This is a genomic window from Ruegeria sp. AJ12 (genome assembly GCF_056536245.1).
Genome location: NZ_JBQFJJ010000001.1, coordinates 389727 through 408059, shown reverse-complemented (window position 1 = coordinate 408059; position 18333 = coordinate 389727). Strand labels below are relative to the sequence as shown.

Genomic DNA, 18333 nt, shown 5'->3' with positions numbered 1-18333 from the left:
ATAAGCAATGTGCTTACTTTGTGTAGAGCTAATACTACTTCTGCACGGTGATCGTCGGCAATTGATGGTGGCCGGAACTGATGAAACTACTAAGCTTTGTAGAGAGATCGATATAGCGGTGTCGGGGTCAGATCCACCACATACCGCGAATCACTCAGGCTCCGGCATGACCAACAATGTTGGCCCTAAGATTGCTGGTTTGGATTATGAGTAGACCTGCATAGAAGAATGCCCTGCTAATGCTGGCGACCGATTTATTGGTCGCCAGTTTTTGCGTTTCGACACTGAGGACATCCATCTTTGTACTTAACAACTCTATCTACGCTTTTGTGCTTCTCTCCGACGTCACAGTGAAATTGGTTACGGCGCAATGGTTCTTAATGTTGATTGGGTTAGCCCGCATAAAAAAATCTGGCTCCGGCTAGAAGCCAGCTCATAACCTGGGCCGATATTTGTCGAAATGTAGCTCGGGTAAGCCCACCAACAGGGTCACAATTCGAACTGGCGAATTGCCTCTAAGATCGTGCCGACATCCCGCCACAACATACGCTGAAGGGAATAACTTTAATTGGTGCCACCCCAACGCTTTAACAATTCAATCAATGGTTGAACTAGCTTCATATCATACTGACAGATATCGTGAGCAGTTCGGCCTCTGTCCCGCTCTGGGTCACACAACACACTTTTAGCATTTGACTAGAAGCCACCGTATCGGCTCGGAACATAAACTGCACACTAGTCAAGAAAACCACCCAATAGGGTGGTTTTCTTGTCTTTTGTTATACTCTGCACAATGATAGTTTCACACAAAGATCTGTACGAAAAAGCAGCTTTTGCTACACACAAGAACTACATAAACTGTATAAACAGATTACTCTTTGAATCAAAAATTCCAAAGCCCAAGAAAATAGAGAGGGTATTTAGAGACTCTGAAGTAAACAAATTTTTAAACCTACACAAACTAACTCAACGAAGTCTTGAGAGTGACATGCGTTTGTCGAGGGAAGATCCAGAATTTGCCGTCGTTGTTGCACCATGGCTTCCAGTAAAATGCTACTACTCGCTGTATTACTTAGAAAGTCTAGCTGTATATCAACTCTGTGGTAGTAAGGCCGGCTTCACTAAAGCTGGGCACACTTCAATGCGAAAGGTTTTAAAAGATCAATTTAAACAAAAGAAACTATCGTTTGCTGTCGATGCTCTAAATGAAAACTACAGACTGTCAGAGGTGAAACAGTATCCAAAATTGAAACCTGGACAAAATACAAAAGTAGACTTTTGGGAAGATGATAAATGTGTAAACGCAGTAGTATCGAAAATTACTGAATATAAATTACACAATCAAAAACTAACCAAAAAGTGGAATCTGCGTACAAAAGTGGACAAGGAAGAACAGGCACAATACGAATCTCGTGAGACAGTGATGATCATCGATGCTTTTTATTGGTACCGTATAAAAGCAAACTATCGAGATCTGGATTTTATTAACTTCGAAAAACAAAATGCTGTTAAAGTACTGAACTATGTAGAGAGTTTCTATTCAGCATATTCGTATTATAAGAACTTTTTAGTCAACATCATAGGTGACTAAGCCTTGTTGTCTGCATTTTTTGAAGCTGTTCTTTTCGACTCTGAAATTAACCTCAGATGTACCTGATCACACAATTCAAAGTGTCTTTTCACCCTCTCATCGATATCGTGAGTGGTTCGCTCTTTGTCTCGCTCTGGGTCACCAACCGGGAGGGACGAGCAATTTTTAGCCCGTTCAACCCATGAATATGGCTCAAACGACGGGTTTTTTATCGATACCACACGGTTCGGCCAGACATTTTCGATGATTGTGCGTTTTTCGGTACGGCTGGCGATTTCGTAAAGTGAAACAAGGCTTTTTTGCAGTTCGGCCAGTTGCTCCTGGTGTAACCTTTGAGCAGTTGTATCTGGTATTTTGGCCAACTCTTCCTTCAGTTCGACGAGCCGCAATTTGACAGCGTTTTGCTTGCGTTTGAAGGCTTCCGGCGAAATCGTTTCATCGATGAGTAAGTCTTCAAGACGTACAAGTCGTCGTTTTTCGTCAGCTATTTGCAATGCCAGAGCCGCGCGCTGCTCCTCCAGCGATACTATCGTCTCAGGTGCTTCCATCGCATCAGCCTTCTTACGGGCGCGCGCGTTTAAAACCAGTTTCTGAAGCTCGTTTCGTATGGCTTCGTCTAGCACTTCTTCACGTATAGTTTTGGTCGGGCAGCAGGCCTTTTTGCACCGATAATATACGTGCATCTTTTGCTTTTCAGGCACCATTGGATTGTCACACAATCCACAGCGAAATAGCCCCTGAAACAGGTGGTTGTGCCGGGTTGATTTTGGACCACAACGCTCTTGCCGAATGTCCTGCACACGTTTCCACGTCGCCACAGGTATGATAGGTTCATGGATGCCTTCGTAGGTTTTTCCAGAGCTCTTGACGTATATGAGGCCGATATAAAAGGGATTTTGTAGAATTGTCCCGAGGCCATTCAATGTCAGACGGCCACCTTTGGAATTGCGGAGCCCACGATGATGCATTTCCTCCAGTAGTTTTTTATATGAGTACTGCCGTGTAGCGTAGAGCTCAAAGAGATGTTTGATCAGAGGAGCCGTCTTTGGACAGGGAATTTTGGGTTTTCCGCCCCCACAATTGAGATATCCAGGTGGAGCCCCCCAAGGATACAGGCCCTGCTTCAGGCGGCCGTTCATTCCTTTGATTGTCTCTTCCCTGAGATTAAAAATGTAGTCCTCAGCAATAACGGCCTGCAAGTTGGCAGCCAAACGGCCACCTCTGGATCGAAAATCGAGGCTCTCAGTAGCAAAGAAGATTTCGATACCTCGGTTCGGTAACTCAGACACAAGCGCCCAATCGCGCAGATTGCGTGCCGAACGATCAATCTTGTGCATGATGAGGCCGGAGGCCTTGCCCTGCTTCAATTGGCGAAGCATCCGATTGAAGATCGGGCGACCGTGTTTTGCTGCCGTCTTCCTTTCCTCAAACCATTTGATGACCGACAGGTTATTTTGACTCGCAAAGACCGTGATGGCGTCTTTTTGTGCTTCGAGTGATACACCTTCGCCTTGTTTTTGGGTGGATACTCGAAGGTATCCAAAGCACGGTTTCATACGTCGTCAGTGTTGTCATCAGACTCTACCAAATCCTCGGAATTTTGCGAATCCGGCCAAGGCCATTTTCCCTCTGCCAACAAACGTTCATATACCCGCTGGCACAGTTCAAGGTGACGCTGAATGTGTTCATCTTCTGTCATATCACCATGATATAGACCCAGGATTATTGGCCTAGGGTCAGGACCCATTGATTTCCGCACGGCAGCATGATTCACAGTTGTAAAAACGAGCGGTGAATATGTCTGATCTATTCTGGCTGACAGATGCGCAGATGGCGCGTCTTGAGCCCTTCTTCCCCAAGTCCCACGGCAAACCCCGCGTCGATGATCGGCGTGTGTTGAGTGGGATTATCTTCATCAATCGCAATGGTTTACGGTGGCGTGATGCGCCGAGGGAGTACGGTCCTCACAAGACGCTCTACAATCGTTGGAAGCGCTGGAGCGATAAAGGCATCTTTGCGCAGATGATGACCGGTCTGGCGGCCAACCACGGCGAAGAGAAGACCGTGATGATCGACGCAACCTATCTCAAGGCCCACCGAACAGCGACCAGCATGGGCGTCAAAAAGGGGGGCGTGGGCGCCTAATCGGTCGGACCAAAGGCGGCATGAACACCAAGTTGCACGCCATCTGCGACAGTCAGGGGCGGCCACTCAACTTGTTCGTCACCGCCGGACAGGTCAGCGACTACATCGGAGCACGGGCGTTGCTGAGCAGCTTGCCCAAGGTCGAGTGGTTGCTTGGGGATCGAGGCTATGACGCCGACTGGTTCAGAGAAGCGTTGAAAGACAAAGGGGTAAGATCCTGCATCCCAGGTCGGAAACAGCGCAAGAAAGCCGTAAAATACGACAAGCGCCGCTACAAACGCCGCAACCGGATTGAGATCATGTTCGGCAGGCTGAAGGATTGGCGGCGTGTTGCCACACGATACGACAGATGTCCCAAGGTCTTCCTCTCCGCAATCGCACTCGCCGCTCTGGTCATCTATTGGCTATGAGTCCTGACCCTAGCAGCCAGCTTATACAAACTACCGAAATGGTGGATACATAGACGCTGAGAATGGCTTCAATCGTTCACCCAAGTGCATCAGCCATACCGATGCGCGGTGGTTCGGCTGGTTTTGTAGATCCTGAGCCGAAAATGGAGGCAGCAACCGTTCGAAAACTGGCGCATCATTTGCTCCCAACCGGAAGACAACCATGCTCCCTACATTACCCAAAATGGCGTCTCGTACTTCAGTATCAGTTTGCGAAAGATGTTGATGGGCCAGTACCAACCCGAGCCCATACTTGCGTGCTTCGGAAAGCAGTCCTGCAAAAGATTTAGTCGTAAGGTTATGAAACTCATCGACGTACAGAAAGAAAGGACGACGTGCCGCTTCGGGCAACCCATGCCGGGTAAAGGCGGCTTGCATAATGCTTGAGCTGATCAGACCTCCCATAACATTGGAAATATCTGAACCCAAACGCCCTTTAGCTAGATTTACGATCAGGAAGTCACCGTTGTCCATCAAAGCCCGAAACCTCAGTGGCTCATGCGGTTCACAAAGGGCGGTTCGGACTGCCGGATGAGCCAAGAAGGCCCCAACCTTGTTGGCCACTGGGGCTACCCCATCCGCACTGGTCTGGTAGTTCATCGCAGGATACTCGTGTTTCCAGAAGAAACGCACCTGAGGATCAGTGACGTTTTCCGTCACTTGTCGCCGAAAACCTTTGTACACAAAAAGCTTCAGTAGATCCCTGAAGTCCGCCTTTGGCTGCTCCAACAAAGCGAGAATGGCATACCGAAGCACATGCTCCATCCGCGCACCCCAAGCATCTGGCCACTGCTTCTTTAGTGTTTCGATAATTCCTGACGCAACCAACGGTCGATATTGCTCGGAGACCCGTTTGAGCGGGTTATATCCCAATGGGCAAGCCGGATCGGAAACATCCCAATAGTGATGTTTGACACCCAAAGTCACATGCAGGCTTTCAGCCAAATCACCGTGTGGATCAATAAGGCATATTCCATTACCGCCGCTTGCATCCTGCCAGGCCAGGTTGGACAGCAAAGTGGTTTTACCAGTGCCGGTTTGCCCAATCACGTATAAATGCAGCAGTCGATCTTTTTGGCTTATCCCAAACGGAACCGGATCTTCATACCTGCGATAGCCGAGGCCAAGAATTGAAACAGTGCGTTGCATAACGGAATTGTTTCACGAGAAAGGCAACTACACTAGCAGTCAGTATATCGTCTGAGATGTTCGCGGACTGCCTATAAAACGCAAAAGAACCGGTTTTCGCTGATCAATTCACTGACCAGCATTTCTGCGGGATTTTCAATGAATCCATGGCATGTGACGAAATAATCATAGATAGTGGCAGCGGAGTAATCTACCCCGATATATGTGCGAACCGTCAAATTGACCTGATCTAGTGTGCCAACGAGAGCTCAAAAATTGAATTCCATGGAATTGTCAATTCTTGACCGGGATAGATCAAATCCGGTTCCTCAATCTTGTCTTTGTTTACTTCAAGCAATTCAGGATAGCGCAACCCTTCTCCGGTGTAGGCTTCCGAAATACGCCACAGCGAATTCCCCTTTTGGACTTGAATTTGGGACGGTCTGCTGGATTGGGTCTGACTGATTTGGCCACACGTGGCCTCAAATACAAACTTAGTCTCTAGGCGCTGATCTGGATTGACTATCACGGCAAGCAATCCGGGTAACAAGTGAGTTGGTACTTGAAAGTCGTGCTCAACTGCTCCCTGTGTATCGAACTCTGTCGAAGTAACCGCCCAGCCAGCCAACTCTACTTCTAATGTGCTGCCCGGAGTACCTTGTCCCCTTAAATTCAAACGCGTCATCTGACGATTGAACGTAAGCCCGTCGTTCATAAACTTCGCCCCCTCGTCAAAAAGATCTGGATACGAAGTTGGTAGGGCCGGAAGGAAGTCACCCCCCAGCTCGCTCGGACTATCAATTCCCTTGGCAATTCTTCCTCTGAACATCTTCTCGAATAGATTTTTGCGGGCCACCGGATCGACCCAAAGTCGCATTCCAAGTTGCCTCACACAGCCGGTATCGAACTTTCCAAAACGAAGGTCAGGATTTGTAAAGCGATCTGCGAAATCCTCGGCCTCAATACCAGTGTCAGAGTTGCGCGGATGAGGCGGAGCGAGATCGTGCCATTGATGATTACCATCAATGTCGCGAATAAATCCGAAAAGAATATTGTCGCTATACGGCGTGCCGTCGGCGTACAGACCTCGACCGAACACACTGTCCGTAACGCCACCAAGTGAAGCGAGCTTTTGTAGACCTGAACTGTCGAGCATTGCCAGTTTTGAAAGGAGCACTGCGTTGTAGGCCGCATGAAACGCCTCTGGGTCAAAACTCCCTTCATTTACGGCCATTTCAGCCAATATTCTATCACCGGCGTCTGTGATTATCGGCAACCCTTGCCCAGAAGTATCACGGGACATGACGGTGTTTACATCTGATACTTCAATGTGAGCGGTGAGACCTTTGTAGAGAGGAAACAGCGGCGTATTCGCCGCGGAGTCTAGTGTTTTCAGTACCTCACCGGTTGCTTGGTCAAGCAACTCGTTCTTTAGCCGGTTGATCGCCCATTCAAGCTCTACTTTTAAATCAAGGGAAAGAGCAAGCAACGGGTCAAACTCCGCAACTTTCCTCAAGAATTCGTCCCAATCTCGTTTTATCTGCTGTAGGTCATCTATCGCCTCACAAATAGCTCCGGTAGCTGACACTGGTGCCGAAAGTAATACGGTACCGTAGCACAACAGCCACTCCTTCATTGGGTCAAGGGTTCCAGGAGCGTCGGGATCACCAGCATCTCGCGCCGCCTTGATCGCGGGGTCAACAGAATTGATGATTGTCTCTGCATTGGCGCGGCTGAACTCGACAAGAGCCGTTGGAATCCCATCTCTCCACCGTTCGAAATTCTTTCGGTGAGGCGGGGAGAAGGCCTGATCTCCGATAAAGGCAATCAGGGCGTCGAAAGTGCGACGGCGAAATTCATGAACGTCCCGCGCTAACTGGAGGCCATCTCGCATTCGATCCGCAGCTGTTTCTTCAAGGTCTGAAATTTGGCCCTCAAGAGTGTCCACGGCTTGGTCGGCAAGATCGAATGCCTCTCTCGCAACCTTAAGTGGATCAGGAATGACTTCCTCGAAGCCGAGGTCAACTTCAATTCCACGGCACTTGCCACGAAAGCGGACACCGAGACAGTTGAAGCCAAGATGCCGCTCGAATGGCTTGATACCAGCGACATCAAGTTCTCGAAGTCGTTCCGCCGCGCGAAGAAGATCGTCTCTCGCATTTCGCAGTTCGCGCTTTGCGTTGCGAAGTTCCCTTGCGGCATTGAGACCTTCGTCGATCATAAAATCCGCTGCATCATACTTGACGCTTCCTAGATCATGAAGGAAGCCGTTCACTTCTTGGCCTATGTCCACCAAATCGGGTGATACTTTGTTCAATTCCTCGTTTAGCTGGTTAATAAATCGCGCTATTTCTCGTGACTGCTCCTCAGATAGCTCAATTTCAAGATAGATTTGAGCCAATATCTTTATGGCTAGCGCTTCTATTGTCTCCAGGAGACCGCCCTCAGCAAGAAATTCATTCAGAGTCTTGTGAAGATTGTTGACGGCTACAAAATGCGGCGCGCTACCGGACAGCTCATATTGTTGCAACGCCTCGGCGTTCATAAGAAGACGGTTAAGAACCAACTCTTCTGGAAACTCCACTTCTCCGTTCGGTCGTATCGCGTCCGCTGCACTGCGAACGGCACCGGTGGCTCCGTCACGAATGGGAGGTAGGTAATTTGAAATCAGGCTTTCAATCTGAACATGCCGTACGGCAGCGTCTGGATGTTCAATGATCTCGAAGACATCGCCTGAATATCGATTAACGAATGTATGAGCGAAGATGTCAGCTGCAGCATGGGTTAAGTAACCCATGGCAAACGCTCGTTCGCGATCCGTCAACTCGCCCACCAAAATGTGTTGGAGCCATTCACTGGTGCCCCACCCACCGTCGACTGCAGGGTGTATTATCAACTGGCCAGCGGTCACATCTGGGAATGCATCTGGGCCAAGACTTCCAATTAAAAACTGAGTTGGATGTGCCCGTAGTGCACGCACAACTTTGTCTGGCAGCGGAATGCGTCTGGTTCTTCCGTCAAGTTCGATTGAAATCGAACCCTTCCGCGCATCGTTAAGAACCTGCTGAGCTATCCAGACGTGCATATCGATTTTCCACGCTGAGGCGGATGGGGAAAACAGACACAGCCCAATCGTGAGCATCAAAAGTAGTTTTGTCGTTTTATAAAAAATGGATTTCAACATGAGTCTTGCCCCTGAGAAATTTCATCAAGTCAAAATAGCATCGTAAACATCTGGTCGTAATATTATTGGGTTCTGAGATTAGCTTAGCCGAACATGTTGAGTCAATTTTGGAGGTTTTTAACTCATTCCGGCCATTTTCTTATGATGCAGCGTACATGTTTCCAGATCATTCGCTGTTGATGCAAACCACTTAGCCTATCACCTGATCCGATAAGCTGAGTACTAGCGCCGTTGTTCCTGTGGCTCCATCATACTCCCAGACAGATCTTTCCACGGCATCGCCTGCCGTGGAGCGTGTTGGAACTCCCTCCTGCGCGCTCCATCGGAAGGAGATGTATGATGGGTATTTTGCAAGAAGAGATCGAAGGCGACGTTGGCTCTGTGCCCCACTGCCATACCTGCGGTTCTGAACGAGTTGCTCGGGATGCCTGGGCCTGCTGGAATCCGGAAAGCGGGCTCTGGGAACTAGAGAATGTGTTCGATGATGCACATTGTCACCAATGCGAAGGCACCACAAAGCTCGTCTGGTCGCGCCTGGAAGCACAACCAAGCCAACGCATCCGGGAGCTCAATGACCGGTTCCGCAGGACGGGGCTTGGCAATGGCCGCGTTCTGATCACCAGTGGCATTCAGGAGCACGGTGCTGAGTTTGCCTTAGCTGCCGTCACTGCTGTCCGAGAGTTCAATTCTTTCTCAGACGACAACGATCCCTGGGGCGAGCATGACTTTGGCGCGGTTGAGATCGATGGGGAAAAGGTCTTCTGGAAGATCGACTACTATTCCCCTGATCTCAAAGCCGGAAGCGAGAACCCGGCTAATGAAGGGCTCACACACCGCGTACTTACCATCATGCTGGCATCGGAATACTGATTATGTCCAAGGATGGATAGATGGTGTTCTCACTTGTCTGGCAGGATCGCAGCATTGAGGTGTCCTGTCAGGCAAACTGGCTCAATTCCGGCCATTGGCATATCGAACTGCAATGCGCCGATGCCCTGCCGGTGACCTCAACCGGCTATCGCTCACAGTTTGTCGTCGCGGATGTCATTGACGGCCCCAATGACGTTGAAGCCTATGTTCGTGTCTGGCTCGATCAGGCGGCGGATGATCCGGTCTGGAAGCGGCTGGTGGAAGAAAGCCGTCAACTCAAGCTCTTTTGACGGTCATATCACGTTACCCGATACGCTGCCTGCTAGTCAGGCAGCGTTTTTCATATTCGAGTGCGGATTTATGTAAGAATGGGTGGGCAAAATTCGTCATCGCTAGGACAGCTCCGGCGTGTTCAGCTGTCTCTCCGGGGCTCACCCACATCAGTTTCAGATGTTGCTGAGCCGACCGAACTCCGAATTGGAAGAGACGAACGCACCCGTACGGGATGGGCGTATGGTGCCGGACCCGTAAGGGGTCCGGGCCACGAACACCCGCTCATTGCGTCAGGTGCACCTGTCCACGCCATATCCAAGCACCATATCGCACCAGCCGATATCGTGGATACTAGGACGGACGACCCAGGTGATCTAGACTGATGATCTATCAGTTAAAACGCATTCATATGAAAACACAATTCAACCATGACCTGCGTCTGGCACGGCGCAAGGCAGGGTTAACACAAGATGATCTGGCGCATCTTCTTAACATCCGCCAGCCCACCCTGTCAGATATGGAGCAGGGCAAACAGCGCCCCAACCTCGACCAGATCGTCAGTCTGTCGCTGATTTATGGCCGATCCTTCGAGAGCTTCTTTGAGGAGGTGATGACCGAGCGGCAGAAATACTTGTTAGAGCGCCTGCCCACGCTTCCGGATCTGGCGCAGGAAACTGCCGATACGTTTAATCGCCCAGCGTCGTTGGCCAAGCTGAAGCGTCGCCTGGAGTCTTCCCTGCACCATGGAGAAGCGTAGCTATCTGTCATTTGCGGTGGGAACAGCAAAGACCGCGTATGTCTACATGAGTGATGGTCAAGTCTTCGACTGGGGGATTTCAGTGGAAGCAACCAAATCCGAAGCCGGGATCGCCGGATTTGCGGATGTCCTCATCACCAAGCTGCAACCGGATGTGGTAGTGACGGAAAAATGTGACGCACAATGCCGCAAAGGCGAAAGCAGCCGCGCGCTGATCGCTGCCATCGCCGAGTGTGCCAGCCAACATCAGCTCTATGACGTGTCCGTGCCGCGTCCGCAGAATTTTCTGACGAAGTATGATGAGGCCGTGCATCTGGCCCAAAAACACCCGGAAGTGGCGGGGTACCTGCCAGCCGGCAAACGACGGATATACGAATCCGAGCCGCGCGGGATGATGATCTTTGAGGCCATTGCGCTGGCTGAGGCCGCGATGGAGGGGCCGCAAAAACCCGCCAGACAATCGTCAAACGGCTAGCGATACGTTCCTTTGTTCTTTACCAAAAACCGCCCTCAACAAGGGCGGTTTTCTCATTCAGGTTGGGAAACGGCCTATGCCGGTCCGACAAGCTCATTTGCGTCGGCGACGATACTTTTCCTGCAGCGGATCAAGGCTGCTGAACCCGGTTGCCCGTGCCCAGCCGAGAACTTCCTGCTTAAGGGCTTTTTTGTAGTGTGTACGCCGAGCGCCAGGCTTTTCTTTCCAGAACATTTTCACCTCCTATGGCGGTCTGTGAGCGTTTAAAATACTGTTAATAGGTAATTTTCTCAATATTCACATGGCGGAACATAAAGGCACATCTCAAAGATCAAGCAGGAATCGAGGCGTGCTTTCCCCTTATGATTCGAAGCATCTGGGTGACCATAACGTCTGTGTCGCCGCGCATTTGAAGGCGCATGAGACGGCGATTTTCTTACGAAGCAATGAGGATAGAAGTGGGCCGAAGATTTCGGGACCACCACATCGATTAATCACATGCCAGCAGGACAAACGGTTTGACCGGGTTTGGCGAGTAGCGCTCCAGCCGCACGTTAGTCGAGCTCTCTGCGTTCGGAATGTCGCTGACATTTCTGAATAGACACATGAACTGGGTCACCTTGAAGGCTGAGCCGCTGGACTGATTGAGAAACCCGTTCCAGGAAAATCCGGAGCTGCTTTCAAATTGCTGCTGAACTTTGAGGTATTCGGATTGTGCAAACCCTGACACAGCGTAGTAGCTGCGGCCATTGTGTTCTGAGGTTGAAATATTCTGATTGTGGAAACCCGATAACGCTACACCCGCTTCCAGGAGACCAAGTGTTTTGGCCAGATCTGTCTCCAGCGCGGTCGCCACGATGTCCAAGTCGCCAGATCCCGTTGCCCAAAATGCCTGCACTCTATTCTGCACCGCACCCATAGCTTCATTGAGCTGTTGTTGGAGTATTTTTTGCCGCTCTTTATGGGCGACTTCTCTGCGTTTCGCTTCGATCTGTTCGTTTTCTAGTTCAATAGCGCGCCACAAATTTCCGTGTGGTATGTTGCCATACTCTGATCGCGGGGCGAACCAGTCCAGACGATTATTCGGAAAGTTCCGAGCATGAACTACAGATCGAAAGCCCTGTGAAAGGCTTTCGCGAGGCGTAGGCGTGGGTAGAATTTCTATGTTGATATTGCTGTACCCCAGTGGCGCGGGACACTGCGTTGCCGCATATTCCCCGGCCCAACTGAGTACGCGCATGGTTACCCAATATCCCGAGAAAAAATCTTCAGGGATTGGTCGTTTTGGAATGACAAATGTACCTCGGTAGCTTCCGCCCAGAGTTTTACAAAACACCTCAAAGTCGTTGAGATCGAAATTCCAATCCAACGTCCCATTGGAGATTTTATGTGGCATGCCTGGGGCAATGCGTGTTCGCCAGATTAGCTTCGACCCTTCGTACCAATCGAGCGTGCCGTTTCCTTCGATCACCCCGTTTGCACACTTTCCCGACCACCTGATTTCCGTACTCGTAACGCCATCAAAATCGACCGTCAGAGCGCATCCTGTTTGAGGATCGGTCAGAGTCTTGGCGCTTGTTGGAGTGGAAAGGCAGTCCAGGACTGCCAGCAATGCGGTCAATACGGCAGCCGAGCGCCGGGCCATCAGATGACGCCCTTCCGCAAACAAATTCGCTCATATTCCTGGTAAAGTTCTTCTTTCGGATCAGCGATGAGCGGCCCCACCAGCGGGATGAGCGCCGTGCCGGTCGCATCAGCTTTAGCGCGCCGTGCCGCCTCATCGCGCTCCGCTATGGTGAGAGAGTTGTAGCAGCGCTTGATCTCTGCATCGCTGTATTTCGCTAATGTGGGCGATTGGCCTGTGGTGGCACACCCGGCAAGTCCTAATGCACTCAAAAAAACACATACCGATGTAGTACTCGTAAACGACTTATACTTCATGGAGAATTCCCTTTTTCCGGTTCAATCGAACCTTTGTTTGGGCCGGTTATCCACTGGCGGGCGCTGACACAGAATTGGGAATTCTGTACAATCTGTTTATGAGCAAGGCTCTAGACGGAAATAGGCGGCTGCCAGGGTCAAAACAGAAACGCGCCGGGGGACAATAAGTCTTTAATTCACAAGGGCAATGCGCCGCCCGATACAGAATTCCCAATTCTGTATCAATAAAAACCACCATCAAAATGAGTATGACCTGCATCTATCCACCGGAGGCACAACCCGGCATGCAGCTCTATGACAAATATAACCAGCGGCTTTATCTCAATGCAGCAGAGCGGAAACGCTTCATTAAAGCGGCCCGCAGGTCGGCACCCGATTTGCGGTCCTTTGCGCTGACATTGATCTACACTGGTTGTCGCCTCTCCGAGGCCCGGGCGCTCATGGGGCACAATCTACAAAGAGAAGCCCGGATCATCTCCATCCGCAGCCTCAAAAAACGCGACCGGCACGTGATGCGTGAAGTGCCCGTCCCACCGGAGTTGGTCAAAGAACTGTTAGGGTATGGCACTGCACCTGATGCACTATTCTGGCACCAGAACGGGCAGATGCTACCGCGCATCACGGCCTATCGCTGGATCAAATCCCTGATGCAGGATGCAGGCATAGACGGTGCACAGGCCTGCCCAAAAGGGTTGCGACATGGCTATGGTGTCAATGCCACCTTAAGCGGCGTGCAACTCCATATGCTGCAACGCTGGATGGGACATGCCTCAATCAGAACCACCGCAATCTACGCGACGGTGTTGGGTCCAGATCAGCTCAAACTGGCCGATCAGATGTGGAGCTGAGTCAAATCTGATCGAGTGTCTCGGTGGTCAGATTTCGAGAGCGGCGATGTCAATGCCAGCGGCAAGCGCATCATTCACCCATTTCGGCTTGCGTCCGCGACCGGTCCAGGTTTGATCGGCATTCTTAGGATTACGGTATTTGGGAGTAGTCTTGGGTTTTGTCGCAACCTTCTGCGAACCCATCAATTCGGCCAAAGAAAATCCAAACTCGGCGGCGGCTTTTTCTGCTGCGGCTTTGGCGTCTTTCAGGTCTTTTTTCTGGCGGTCACGAATGGCGACTTCGACATCGCTTTGCAATTGCTTCAGCTCAACAACAGTCATTTTATCGAGTTTCATTATCTGTCCTGTTTGTTTGATGATTATCCCCGACGCTTCGTTAGCTGGGTGGCGAAGATGTGTAAATAAATTGATACGCAGCAGGCGACGCAAAATTTGGGGAAACCCGCAATACACCCAAATTGTTGACAAGCGCTATGTCGAGATTGCAGCATCTACGGATATTTTTTTGAGGGACTTATTATGCGCTCATATCAAGCTGCCCGCCGCTGTTTCAGTATTCTCGAATTCTTGGCTTGGTGCCTCATTCTCATTGGTGGATTTGTAGTTATTGCTGCCCTCGTAGCGGTAGCAGAAACAAACCAGCAATTTGGTGGCACACCGGCCTTTATGATCTTCATCTCAACAGGCTTGCCCGGTGGTGGCGTAGCCTTTGCCGGGCTTCTTGGCTTGGTGCTGGCGCAGATGGGGCGGGCTGGTGTGGATTCGGCCGAATACGGGCAACAAAGCCTCAAGATTTCACGAGACCAGCTCGAGATATCCAAACAGTTGCTCAGAATGAGATCGCAGGCAGAACCGGGTTATGCCGCATTGCAGGCCGCCAAAAATGATTTGCGACCAAACACGCCTGCTAAGGTAGGGGACGTGCCTAAAGCCAGCTACGCAGCGCCAACATCTGAGGCAATAAAACTGGCACCACCCACCAATGATGCAATTGAGTACAAGGGCAAAGCCATTCTGCCGGAGAATGACCGCTTTGTAGTTGGCCATATCAAATTTCATAGTCTGGAAGAAGCGCAACAGTTTATCGACCATCAGACCGATAATTCCAAGCCAGTCCTCACCGGCGTGACCCGCTCGTGAGCCAGACAATCGCCCCCATACTGACCCCCAACCCCTTTGGGGGTTCGGTATGGGGGTGCATAGCTGCTCATACCGGACCAGTGCGGAACAAAACCATCTCATTCCACTCTGCGACTTCACCTGCTATTGCAGCTTTATTCCCACCCACACCACCCTTCAGTGCAGAGGTGCGTTAATCATGCGGGTGTCGATCACACATGAGACAATCCGCAAAGGGTTCATTCTCAAAACTACTTATTACGAGGTCCAACTTCAGGTGGCTTTCACCCATGAAGAAAAGCAGATCATCCAGCAACGAAATTTGCTGAAGACCAAACTGATGGATCGTCGTCCTGCCGATGCAAAAGTGGATGCAAGAGATGAACGCTTTGAACTTCGGGTGGAACATCTTCTCGATGGCAGGACCGACTATTTCCTCTGCGCCACTCCCAGCCAATCCAAGATCTACGAAGATCAGCTTCTGGATGCATTGGCACAGATGAAGCTCTGGCTCGATGACAATGCGGACACCGCCAACCGCACCGTGGTTGAATTCTGATGTCTGCGCGCGCGTCAGAGACCTGGGGCGGGCTTCTTGTCACTCTGCTGATCCTGTTTCTGATCTTATGCTTGGCCGTGTTTGTGTCTGCCATGGCGCTCCTTGCGGTCCCGGCATACGTCGGGTTTCGCCTTTGGAAAGAGAACCCAAAGCGGCTTGAACAGTTGGCGCGGGATGAGACGCTGATCCTCTATAACCACGCGCTTGCTGGGGCCGTCGACCTGTCTGAGACCGAGATAGAGGAGGCGCTGGCCCACCACTGGCCCGCTGATCTGCCGCCGTCTTTGAAGGTGCAATTGTTGGATGTAGGCAAAGCATTGTTCAAGCAAGAAGGGCTTTCCTCGGAGATTCCACCGCTGCCCGCGCTCTGCAACACCGTCGAAGGCGCGCGCTACCGCGATCTGCTCGCCAAAGCCGGTCAGGCCCGCAATGATCCCGTCATGGTCGCAGAGGCGCTTAAGACCATCTCTCTAGCCCTTGCACCGATTGCGGACGCTGTACCCTCCATCGAAGGCGACGTTCTGGTTGAAGTCACCCAGTTCACCCATCCGCTCGGCCAGACCGTGCAAAATGTCATCGCGCCATTCTTTGCAGACAGCGACTACATGCTCTTTCGTGATCTGCGGCAGCAGCTCGATGCCAATCTCACCGCCACGCATCGCTCCAATCCGATCTATCCCGTCGATTACAAAAACGACGATCTCATCGACACCTATCTGCGCGGCACACCGCTCAAAGACCTGTTCAAGCTCAAGACGCCCTTTGCCATTCCCGATGACCGACGTTTTGAACACATGCATATGGTAGCCGGGTCCGGCCATGGCAAAACCCAGACCCTGCAATATTTCATCGCCAAGGATCTCGAAGAGGTGGCGCTTCGAGACCGTACCGTCGTCGTGATCGACAGCCAGGGGGATTTGATCAACACCATACTCAAGGCCAGGGTGCTGCCACCCGAGCGCATCGTGCTCATCGATCCTGAAGACATCGCCTATCCGGTCTGCCTCAATCTCTTCTCCGTCGGACAGGATCGGCTTGAAAACTACGATCCACTTGAACGGGAACGTCTCACTAATTCCATCATCGAGCTTTATGACTTTGTTCTCGGCTCATTGCTCGCAGCGGGCATGACCGCCAAGCAAAGCGTGGTGTTTCGTTATGTGACTCGGCTGATGTTTCATATTCCCGATGCCACCATTCACACGCTGCGCGAGCTGATGGAACCTGATGGCACAACGAAATACCAGGAATACATCGCCAAACTCGATGGCACGCCGCGACGGTTCTTTGAGAGTGAATTCAACAGCAAAGAATTTACTAACACCAAAACGCAGGTGCTGCGCCGTCTCTATGGCGTACTCGAGAACCAGACCTTTGAGCGGATGTTTTCGCATCCCCAATCGAAATTCGACATGTTCACCGAGATGAATGAGGGCAAACTTATTCTGATCAACACATCCAAATCCCTCCTCAAAGAACAGGGTACCGAGATCTTCGGGCGCTTCTTCATCGCACTGATCGCCCAGGCCGCGCAGGAACGCGCTACTTTGAGGGCTCAAGACCGCCTGCCAGTCATGGTCTATGTCGATGAAGCCCAGGATTACTTCGATCAGAACATAGGCCTCATTCTGAGCCAGGCGCGCAAATACAAGGTGGGCATGGTGATGGCGCATCAATACCTCGGCCAGCTCTCCAATGGCCTTCAGGAAGCGTTTGAGGCCAACACCTCAATCAAGCTGGCGGGTGGCGTCTCCGCCCGTGATGCTCGCGCGCTCGGTAGTCAGATGTCGGCTGATCCGCAGATGATCCAGCAACAACCCAAAGGCACCTTCGCTACATACATCCGGGGATTGACCGAACGCGCCGTACCAATGTCCTTTCCGTTCTTTGTTTTGGAGAACCTGCCGCGGGCCACAAAAGAAGAGATTGAGGCCATCCGGCAACAGTGTCGCGAGGCTTATGCGGAGCCATGGTCACCCACGGTCAGCAATGAGAAGCCAGAGCCCGAAGACCCACCGGAACCGCCAGAAGAAAAAGAGCCCGATGACCCGCTCAAACCTTCGCCAGAGCTCTGATCGGGCGTAGTCTGGGCGCATGACAAGAGCGCAGACAGATAGTTTGGGACGGGCGACGTTTCATCATATTGAAGCGTACAAAGACCTGCGACCTACTGAGCGTGAGATGCGCTGGTTCAAGCATATCGAGCGGCACGGGCCGCAATCCTCAGAATATCTCTACGAACTGACCCGCGATACACATCGCTGCAAGGATACGGCGCTCAGAGACCTTCAAAAGCTCCGGGCGAGTGGGTTTCTGCGGCTGCCGCCGCAACAGCGAAATACAGCCCGGGCGGAGTTCAATCCATACATCTACGATCTCACCAAGCAGGCACAGGATCATCTGGCTGGCCTTGGCCTTTCTGAACCAACGATCCGTCCATCCGGGCATTGGTGGCATGGGTTTAATGTGTCAGCGGTCACGGGGTCGCGGGACATCATTGCCCGGCGGAATGGAAATGAATACATCCCCGGTCATCAGATATTGGCACGGAAAAATGCCAAATTGCCCATTCCTGTCGGTTCGAAACACCTGATCCCGGACCAGCTCTTTGCGATCAAATATGAGGCAGGATACCGCGCCTTCCTGCTGGAGGTGGACCGGGGCACCGAGCCAGTGCAATCGGCAAAGGCACGAAAGAACTTTGAACGGTCGGTACAGATGTATCGCGAGATGTTTGCTACCGGTGCGCATCGACAGCACTACGGGTTGCGGGCTACGACCTTGGTGCTTTGGGTGTTTAGTAGCCCGACTCGGATGGCGCGATTCAATGACTTGGTGAGCGCCCAGTCTGGTGAATATGCCAATCGGTTTTTGACAAAGGTGCTGCCGACGGGTTGGCGTTGGGCGGAGATGGAGCGGTTTCACCAAGAACCGTGGGTGGGGTGTCATGGGGAGCGGTTGGAGTTGTGAGTGGTCGCAATACTGAAAAAAGCG

The 18333-nt window shown here is 51.4% G+C and carries 18 protein-coding genes; 11 read left to right on the top strand and 7 right to left on the bottom strand.

Going from position 1 to position 18333, the window contains the following annotated elements:
- Positions 1-988 precede the first annotated feature (988 nt).
- Positions 989-1591: a hypothetical protein gene (locus ACR3E0_RS02030; RefSeq protein ID WP_480475697.1), complete on the top strand. Its 603-nt coding sequence runs from the start codon at positions 989-991 to the stop codon at positions 1589-1591.
- On the opposite strand, the gene ACR3E0_RS02025 is transcribed toward ACR3E0_RS02030, so the two are convergent.
- Positions 1588-3147, bottom strand: a complete 1560-nt coding sequence (locus ACR3E0_RS02025) for a recombinase family protein (RefSeq protein ID WP_480475695.1) — start codon at positions 3145-3147, stop codon at positions 1588-1590. The two genes, ACR3E0_RS02030 and ACR3E0_RS02025, sit on opposite strands and share 4 nt — an antisense overlap.
- Positions 3148-3388: 241 nt before the next feature.
- Here ACR3E0_RS02025 and ACR3E0_RS02020 point away from each other — a divergent pair.
- Positions 3389-4146 (top strand): IS5 family transposase gene (locus tag ACR3E0_RS02020; RefSeq protein ID WP_480475693.1). Its coding sequence is split into 2 segments (ribosomal slippage): positions 3389-3710 and positions 3710-4146, totalling 759 coding nucleotides; the frame shifts between segments, so codons are not numbered across the junction.
- A 30-nt stretch (positions 4147-4176) separates the two neighbouring features.
- Here the strand turns inward: ACR3E0_RS02020 and ACR3E0_RS02015 are convergent.
- Entirely contained in the window at positions 4177-5334 is a 1158-nt protein-coding gene (locus ACR3E0_RS02015) for a type IV secretory system conjugative DNA transfer family protein (protein ID WP_480475691.1), read from the bottom strand.
- A 229-nt stretch (positions 5335-5563) separates the two neighbouring features.
- Positions 5564-8497, bottom strand: coding sequence for a LysM peptidoglycan-binding domain-containing protein (locus ACR3E0_RS02010; RefSeq protein ID WP_480475689.1), 2934 nt, complete (start codon positions 8495-8497; stop codon positions 5564-5566).
- A 339-nt stretch (positions 8498-8836) separates the two neighbouring features.
- On the opposite strand from ACR3E0_RS02010, the gene ACR3E0_RS02005 reads away from it, so the two are divergent.
- The 4 genes from ACR3E0_RS02005 to ACR3E0_RS01990 all read left to right on the top strand — a co-directional run bounded on the left by ACR3E0_RS02005 (position 8837) and on the right by ACR3E0_RS01990 (position 10872).
- Positions 8837-9367 (top strand): DUF3768 domain-containing protein, encoded by a 531-nt coding sequence (locus ACR3E0_RS02005; RefSeq protein WP_480475687.1) that lies wholly within the window; start codon positions 8837-8839, stop codon positions 9365-9367.
- A 20-nt stretch (positions 9368-9387) separates the two neighbouring features.
- Positions 9388-9657, top strand: a complete 270-nt coding sequence (locus ACR3E0_RS02000) for a hypothetical protein (protein WP_480475685.1) — start codon at positions 9388-9390, stop codon at positions 9655-9657.
- A gap of 365 nt (positions 9658-10022) precedes the next feature.
- Entirely contained in the window at positions 10023-10397 is a 375-nt protein-coding gene (locus ACR3E0_RS01995; RefSeq protein ID WP_480475683.1) for a helix-turn-helix transcriptional regulator, read from the top strand.
- A gap of 46 nt (positions 10398-10443) precedes the next feature.
- Positions 10444-10872, top strand: a complete 429-nt coding sequence (locus tag ACR3E0_RS01990; protein ID WP_480475682.1) for a hypothetical protein — start codon at positions 10444-10446, stop codon at positions 10870-10872.
- Between the two features lie 93 nt (positions 10873-10965).
- On the opposite strand, the gene ACR3E0_RS01985 is transcribed toward ACR3E0_RS01990, so the two are convergent.
- The 3 genes from ACR3E0_RS01985 to ACR3E0_RS01975 all read right to left on the bottom strand — a co-directional run bounded on the left by ACR3E0_RS01985 (position 10966) and on the right by ACR3E0_RS01975 (position 12813).
- Positions 10966-11106: a hypothetical protein gene (locus ACR3E0_RS01985; RefSeq protein WP_480475680.1), complete on the bottom strand. Its 141-nt coding sequence runs from the start codon at positions 11104-11106 to the stop codon at positions 10966-10968.
- A 256-nt stretch (positions 11107-11362) separates the two neighbouring features.
- Complete coding sequence (locus ACR3E0_RS01980) at positions 11363-12517, bottom strand: hypothetical protein (RefSeq protein ID WP_480475678.1); 1155 nt, start codon at positions 12515-12517, stop codon at positions 11363-11365.
- On the bottom strand, positions 12517-12813 hold the full coding sequence (locus ACR3E0_RS01975; RefSeq protein ID WP_480475676.1) for a hypothetical protein: 297 nt from the start codon (positions 12811-12813) through the stop codon (positions 12517-12519). The genes ACR3E0_RS01980 and ACR3E0_RS01975 overlap by 1 nt, the downstream gene beginning before the upstream one ends.
- Positions 12814-13055: 242 nt before the next feature.
- Here ACR3E0_RS01975 and ACR3E0_RS01970 point away from each other — a divergent pair, with 242 nt between their 5' ends.
- On the top strand, positions 13056-13661 hold the full coding sequence (locus ACR3E0_RS01970) for a tyrosine-type recombinase/integrase (protein ID WP_480475674.1): 606 nt from the start codon (positions 13056-13058) through the stop codon (positions 13659-13661).
- Positions 13662-13688: 27 nt separating this feature from the next.
- Here the strand turns inward: ACR3E0_RS01970 and ACR3E0_RS01965 are convergent, their stop codons facing one another.
- Positions 13689-13997 (bottom strand): H-NS histone family protein, encoded by a 309-nt coding sequence (locus tag ACR3E0_RS01965; protein WP_480475672.1) that lies wholly within the window; start codon positions 13995-13997, stop codon positions 13689-13691.
- Between the two features lie 183 nt (positions 13998-14180).
- Here ACR3E0_RS01965 and ACR3E0_RS01960 point away from each other — a divergent pair, with 183 nt between their 5' ends.
- The 4 genes from ACR3E0_RS01960 (at position 14181) to ACR3E0_RS01945 (ending at position 18309) form a co-directional block, all read left to right on the top strand.
- Entirely contained in the window at positions 14181-14801 is a 621-nt protein-coding gene (locus ACR3E0_RS01960) for a hypothetical protein (RefSeq protein WP_480475670.1), read from the top strand.
- A gap of 49 nt (positions 14802-14850) precedes the next feature.
- Positions 14851-15339 (top strand): hypothetical protein, encoded by a 489-nt coding sequence (locus ACR3E0_RS01955; RefSeq protein ID WP_480475668.1) that lies wholly within the window; start codon positions 14851-14853, stop codon positions 15337-15339.
- Positions 15339-17414, top strand: coding sequence for a type IV secretory system conjugative DNA transfer family protein (locus ACR3E0_RS01950; protein WP_480475666.1), 2076 nt, complete (start codon positions 15339-15341; stop codon positions 17412-17414). The genes ACR3E0_RS01955 and ACR3E0_RS01950 overlap by 1 nt, the downstream gene beginning before the upstream one ends.
- A 106-nt stretch (positions 17415-17520) precedes the next feature.
- Positions 17521-18309, top strand: coding sequence for a replication-relaxation family protein (locus ACR3E0_RS01945; protein ID WP_480475665.1), 789 nt, complete (start codon positions 17521-17523; stop codon positions 18307-18309).
- Positions 18310-18333: the final 24 nt, after the last annotated feature.

What these genes read in the sequence shown, in the direction of transcription:
- ACR3E0_RS02030 (WP_480475697.1), top strand. Translation starts at nt 989, where the DNA reads ATGCGTTTGTCGAGGGAAGATCCAGAATTTGCCGTCGTTGTTGCACCA.
- ACR3E0_RS02025 (WP_480475695.1), bottom strand. Translation starts at nt 3,147, where the DNA reads ATGAAACCGTGCTTTGGATACCTTCGAGTATCCACCCAAAAACAAGGC.
- ACR3E0_RS02015 (WP_480475691.1), bottom strand. Translation starts at nt 5,334, where the DNA reads ATGCAACGCACTGTTTCAATTCTTGGCCTCGGCTATCGCAGGTATGAA.
- ACR3E0_RS02010 (WP_480475689.1), bottom strand. Translation starts at nt 8,497, where the DNA reads ATGTTGAAATCCATTTTTTATAAAACGACAAAACTACTTTTGATGCTC.
- ACR3E0_RS02005 (WP_480475687.1), top strand. Translation starts at nt 8,837, where the DNA reads ATGGGTATTTTGCAAGAAGAGATCGAAGGCGACGTTGGCTCTGTGCCC.
- ACR3E0_RS02000 (WP_480475685.1), top strand. Translation starts at nt 9,388, where the DNA reads ATGGTGTTCTCACTTGTCTGGCAGGATCGCAGCATTGAGGTGTCCTGT.
- ACR3E0_RS01995 (WP_480475683.1), top strand. Translation starts at nt 10,023, where the DNA reads ATGATCTATCAGTTAAAACGCATTCATATGAAAACACAATTCAACCAT.
- ACR3E0_RS01990 (WP_480475682.1), top strand. Translation starts at nt 10,444, where the DNA reads ATGAGTGATGGTCAAGTCTTCGACTGGGGGATTTCAGTGGAAGCAACC.
- ACR3E0_RS01985 (WP_480475680.1), bottom strand. Translation starts at nt 11,106, where the DNA reads ATGTTCTGGAAAGAAAAGCCTGGCGCTCGGCGTACACACTACAAAAAA.
- ACR3E0_RS01980 (WP_480475678.1), bottom strand. Translation starts at nt 12,517, where the DNA reads ATGGCCCGGCGCTCGGCTGCCGTATTGACCGCATTGCTGGCAGTCCTG.
- ACR3E0_RS01975 (WP_480475676.1), bottom strand. Translation starts at nt 12,813, where the DNA reads ATGAAGTATAAGTCGTTTACGAGTACTACATCGGTATGTGTTTTTTTG.
- ACR3E0_RS01970 (WP_480475674.1), top strand. Translation starts at nt 13,056, where the DNA reads ATGAGTATGACCTGCATCTATCCACCGGAGGCACAACCCGGCATGCAG.
- ACR3E0_RS01965 (WP_480475672.1), bottom strand. Translation starts at nt 13,997, where the DNA reads ATGAAACTCGATAAAATGACTGTTGTTGAGCTGAAGCAATTGCAAAGC.
- ACR3E0_RS01960 (WP_480475670.1), top strand. Translation starts at nt 14,181, where the DNA reads ATGCGCTCATATCAAGCTGCCCGCCGCTGTTTCAGTATTCTCGAATTC.
- ACR3E0_RS01955 (WP_480475668.1), top strand. Translation starts at nt 14,851, where the DNA reads ATGGGGGTGCATAGCTGCTCATACCGGACCAGTGCGGAACAAAACCAT.
- ACR3E0_RS01950 (WP_480475666.1), top strand. Translation starts at nt 15,339, where the DNA reads ATGTCTGCGCGCGCGTCAGAGACCTGGGGCGGGCTTCTTGTCACTCTG.
- ACR3E0_RS01945 (WP_480475665.1), top strand. Translation starts at nt 17,521, where the DNA reads ATGCGCTGGTTCAAGCATATCGAGCGGCACGGGCCGCAATCCTCAGAA.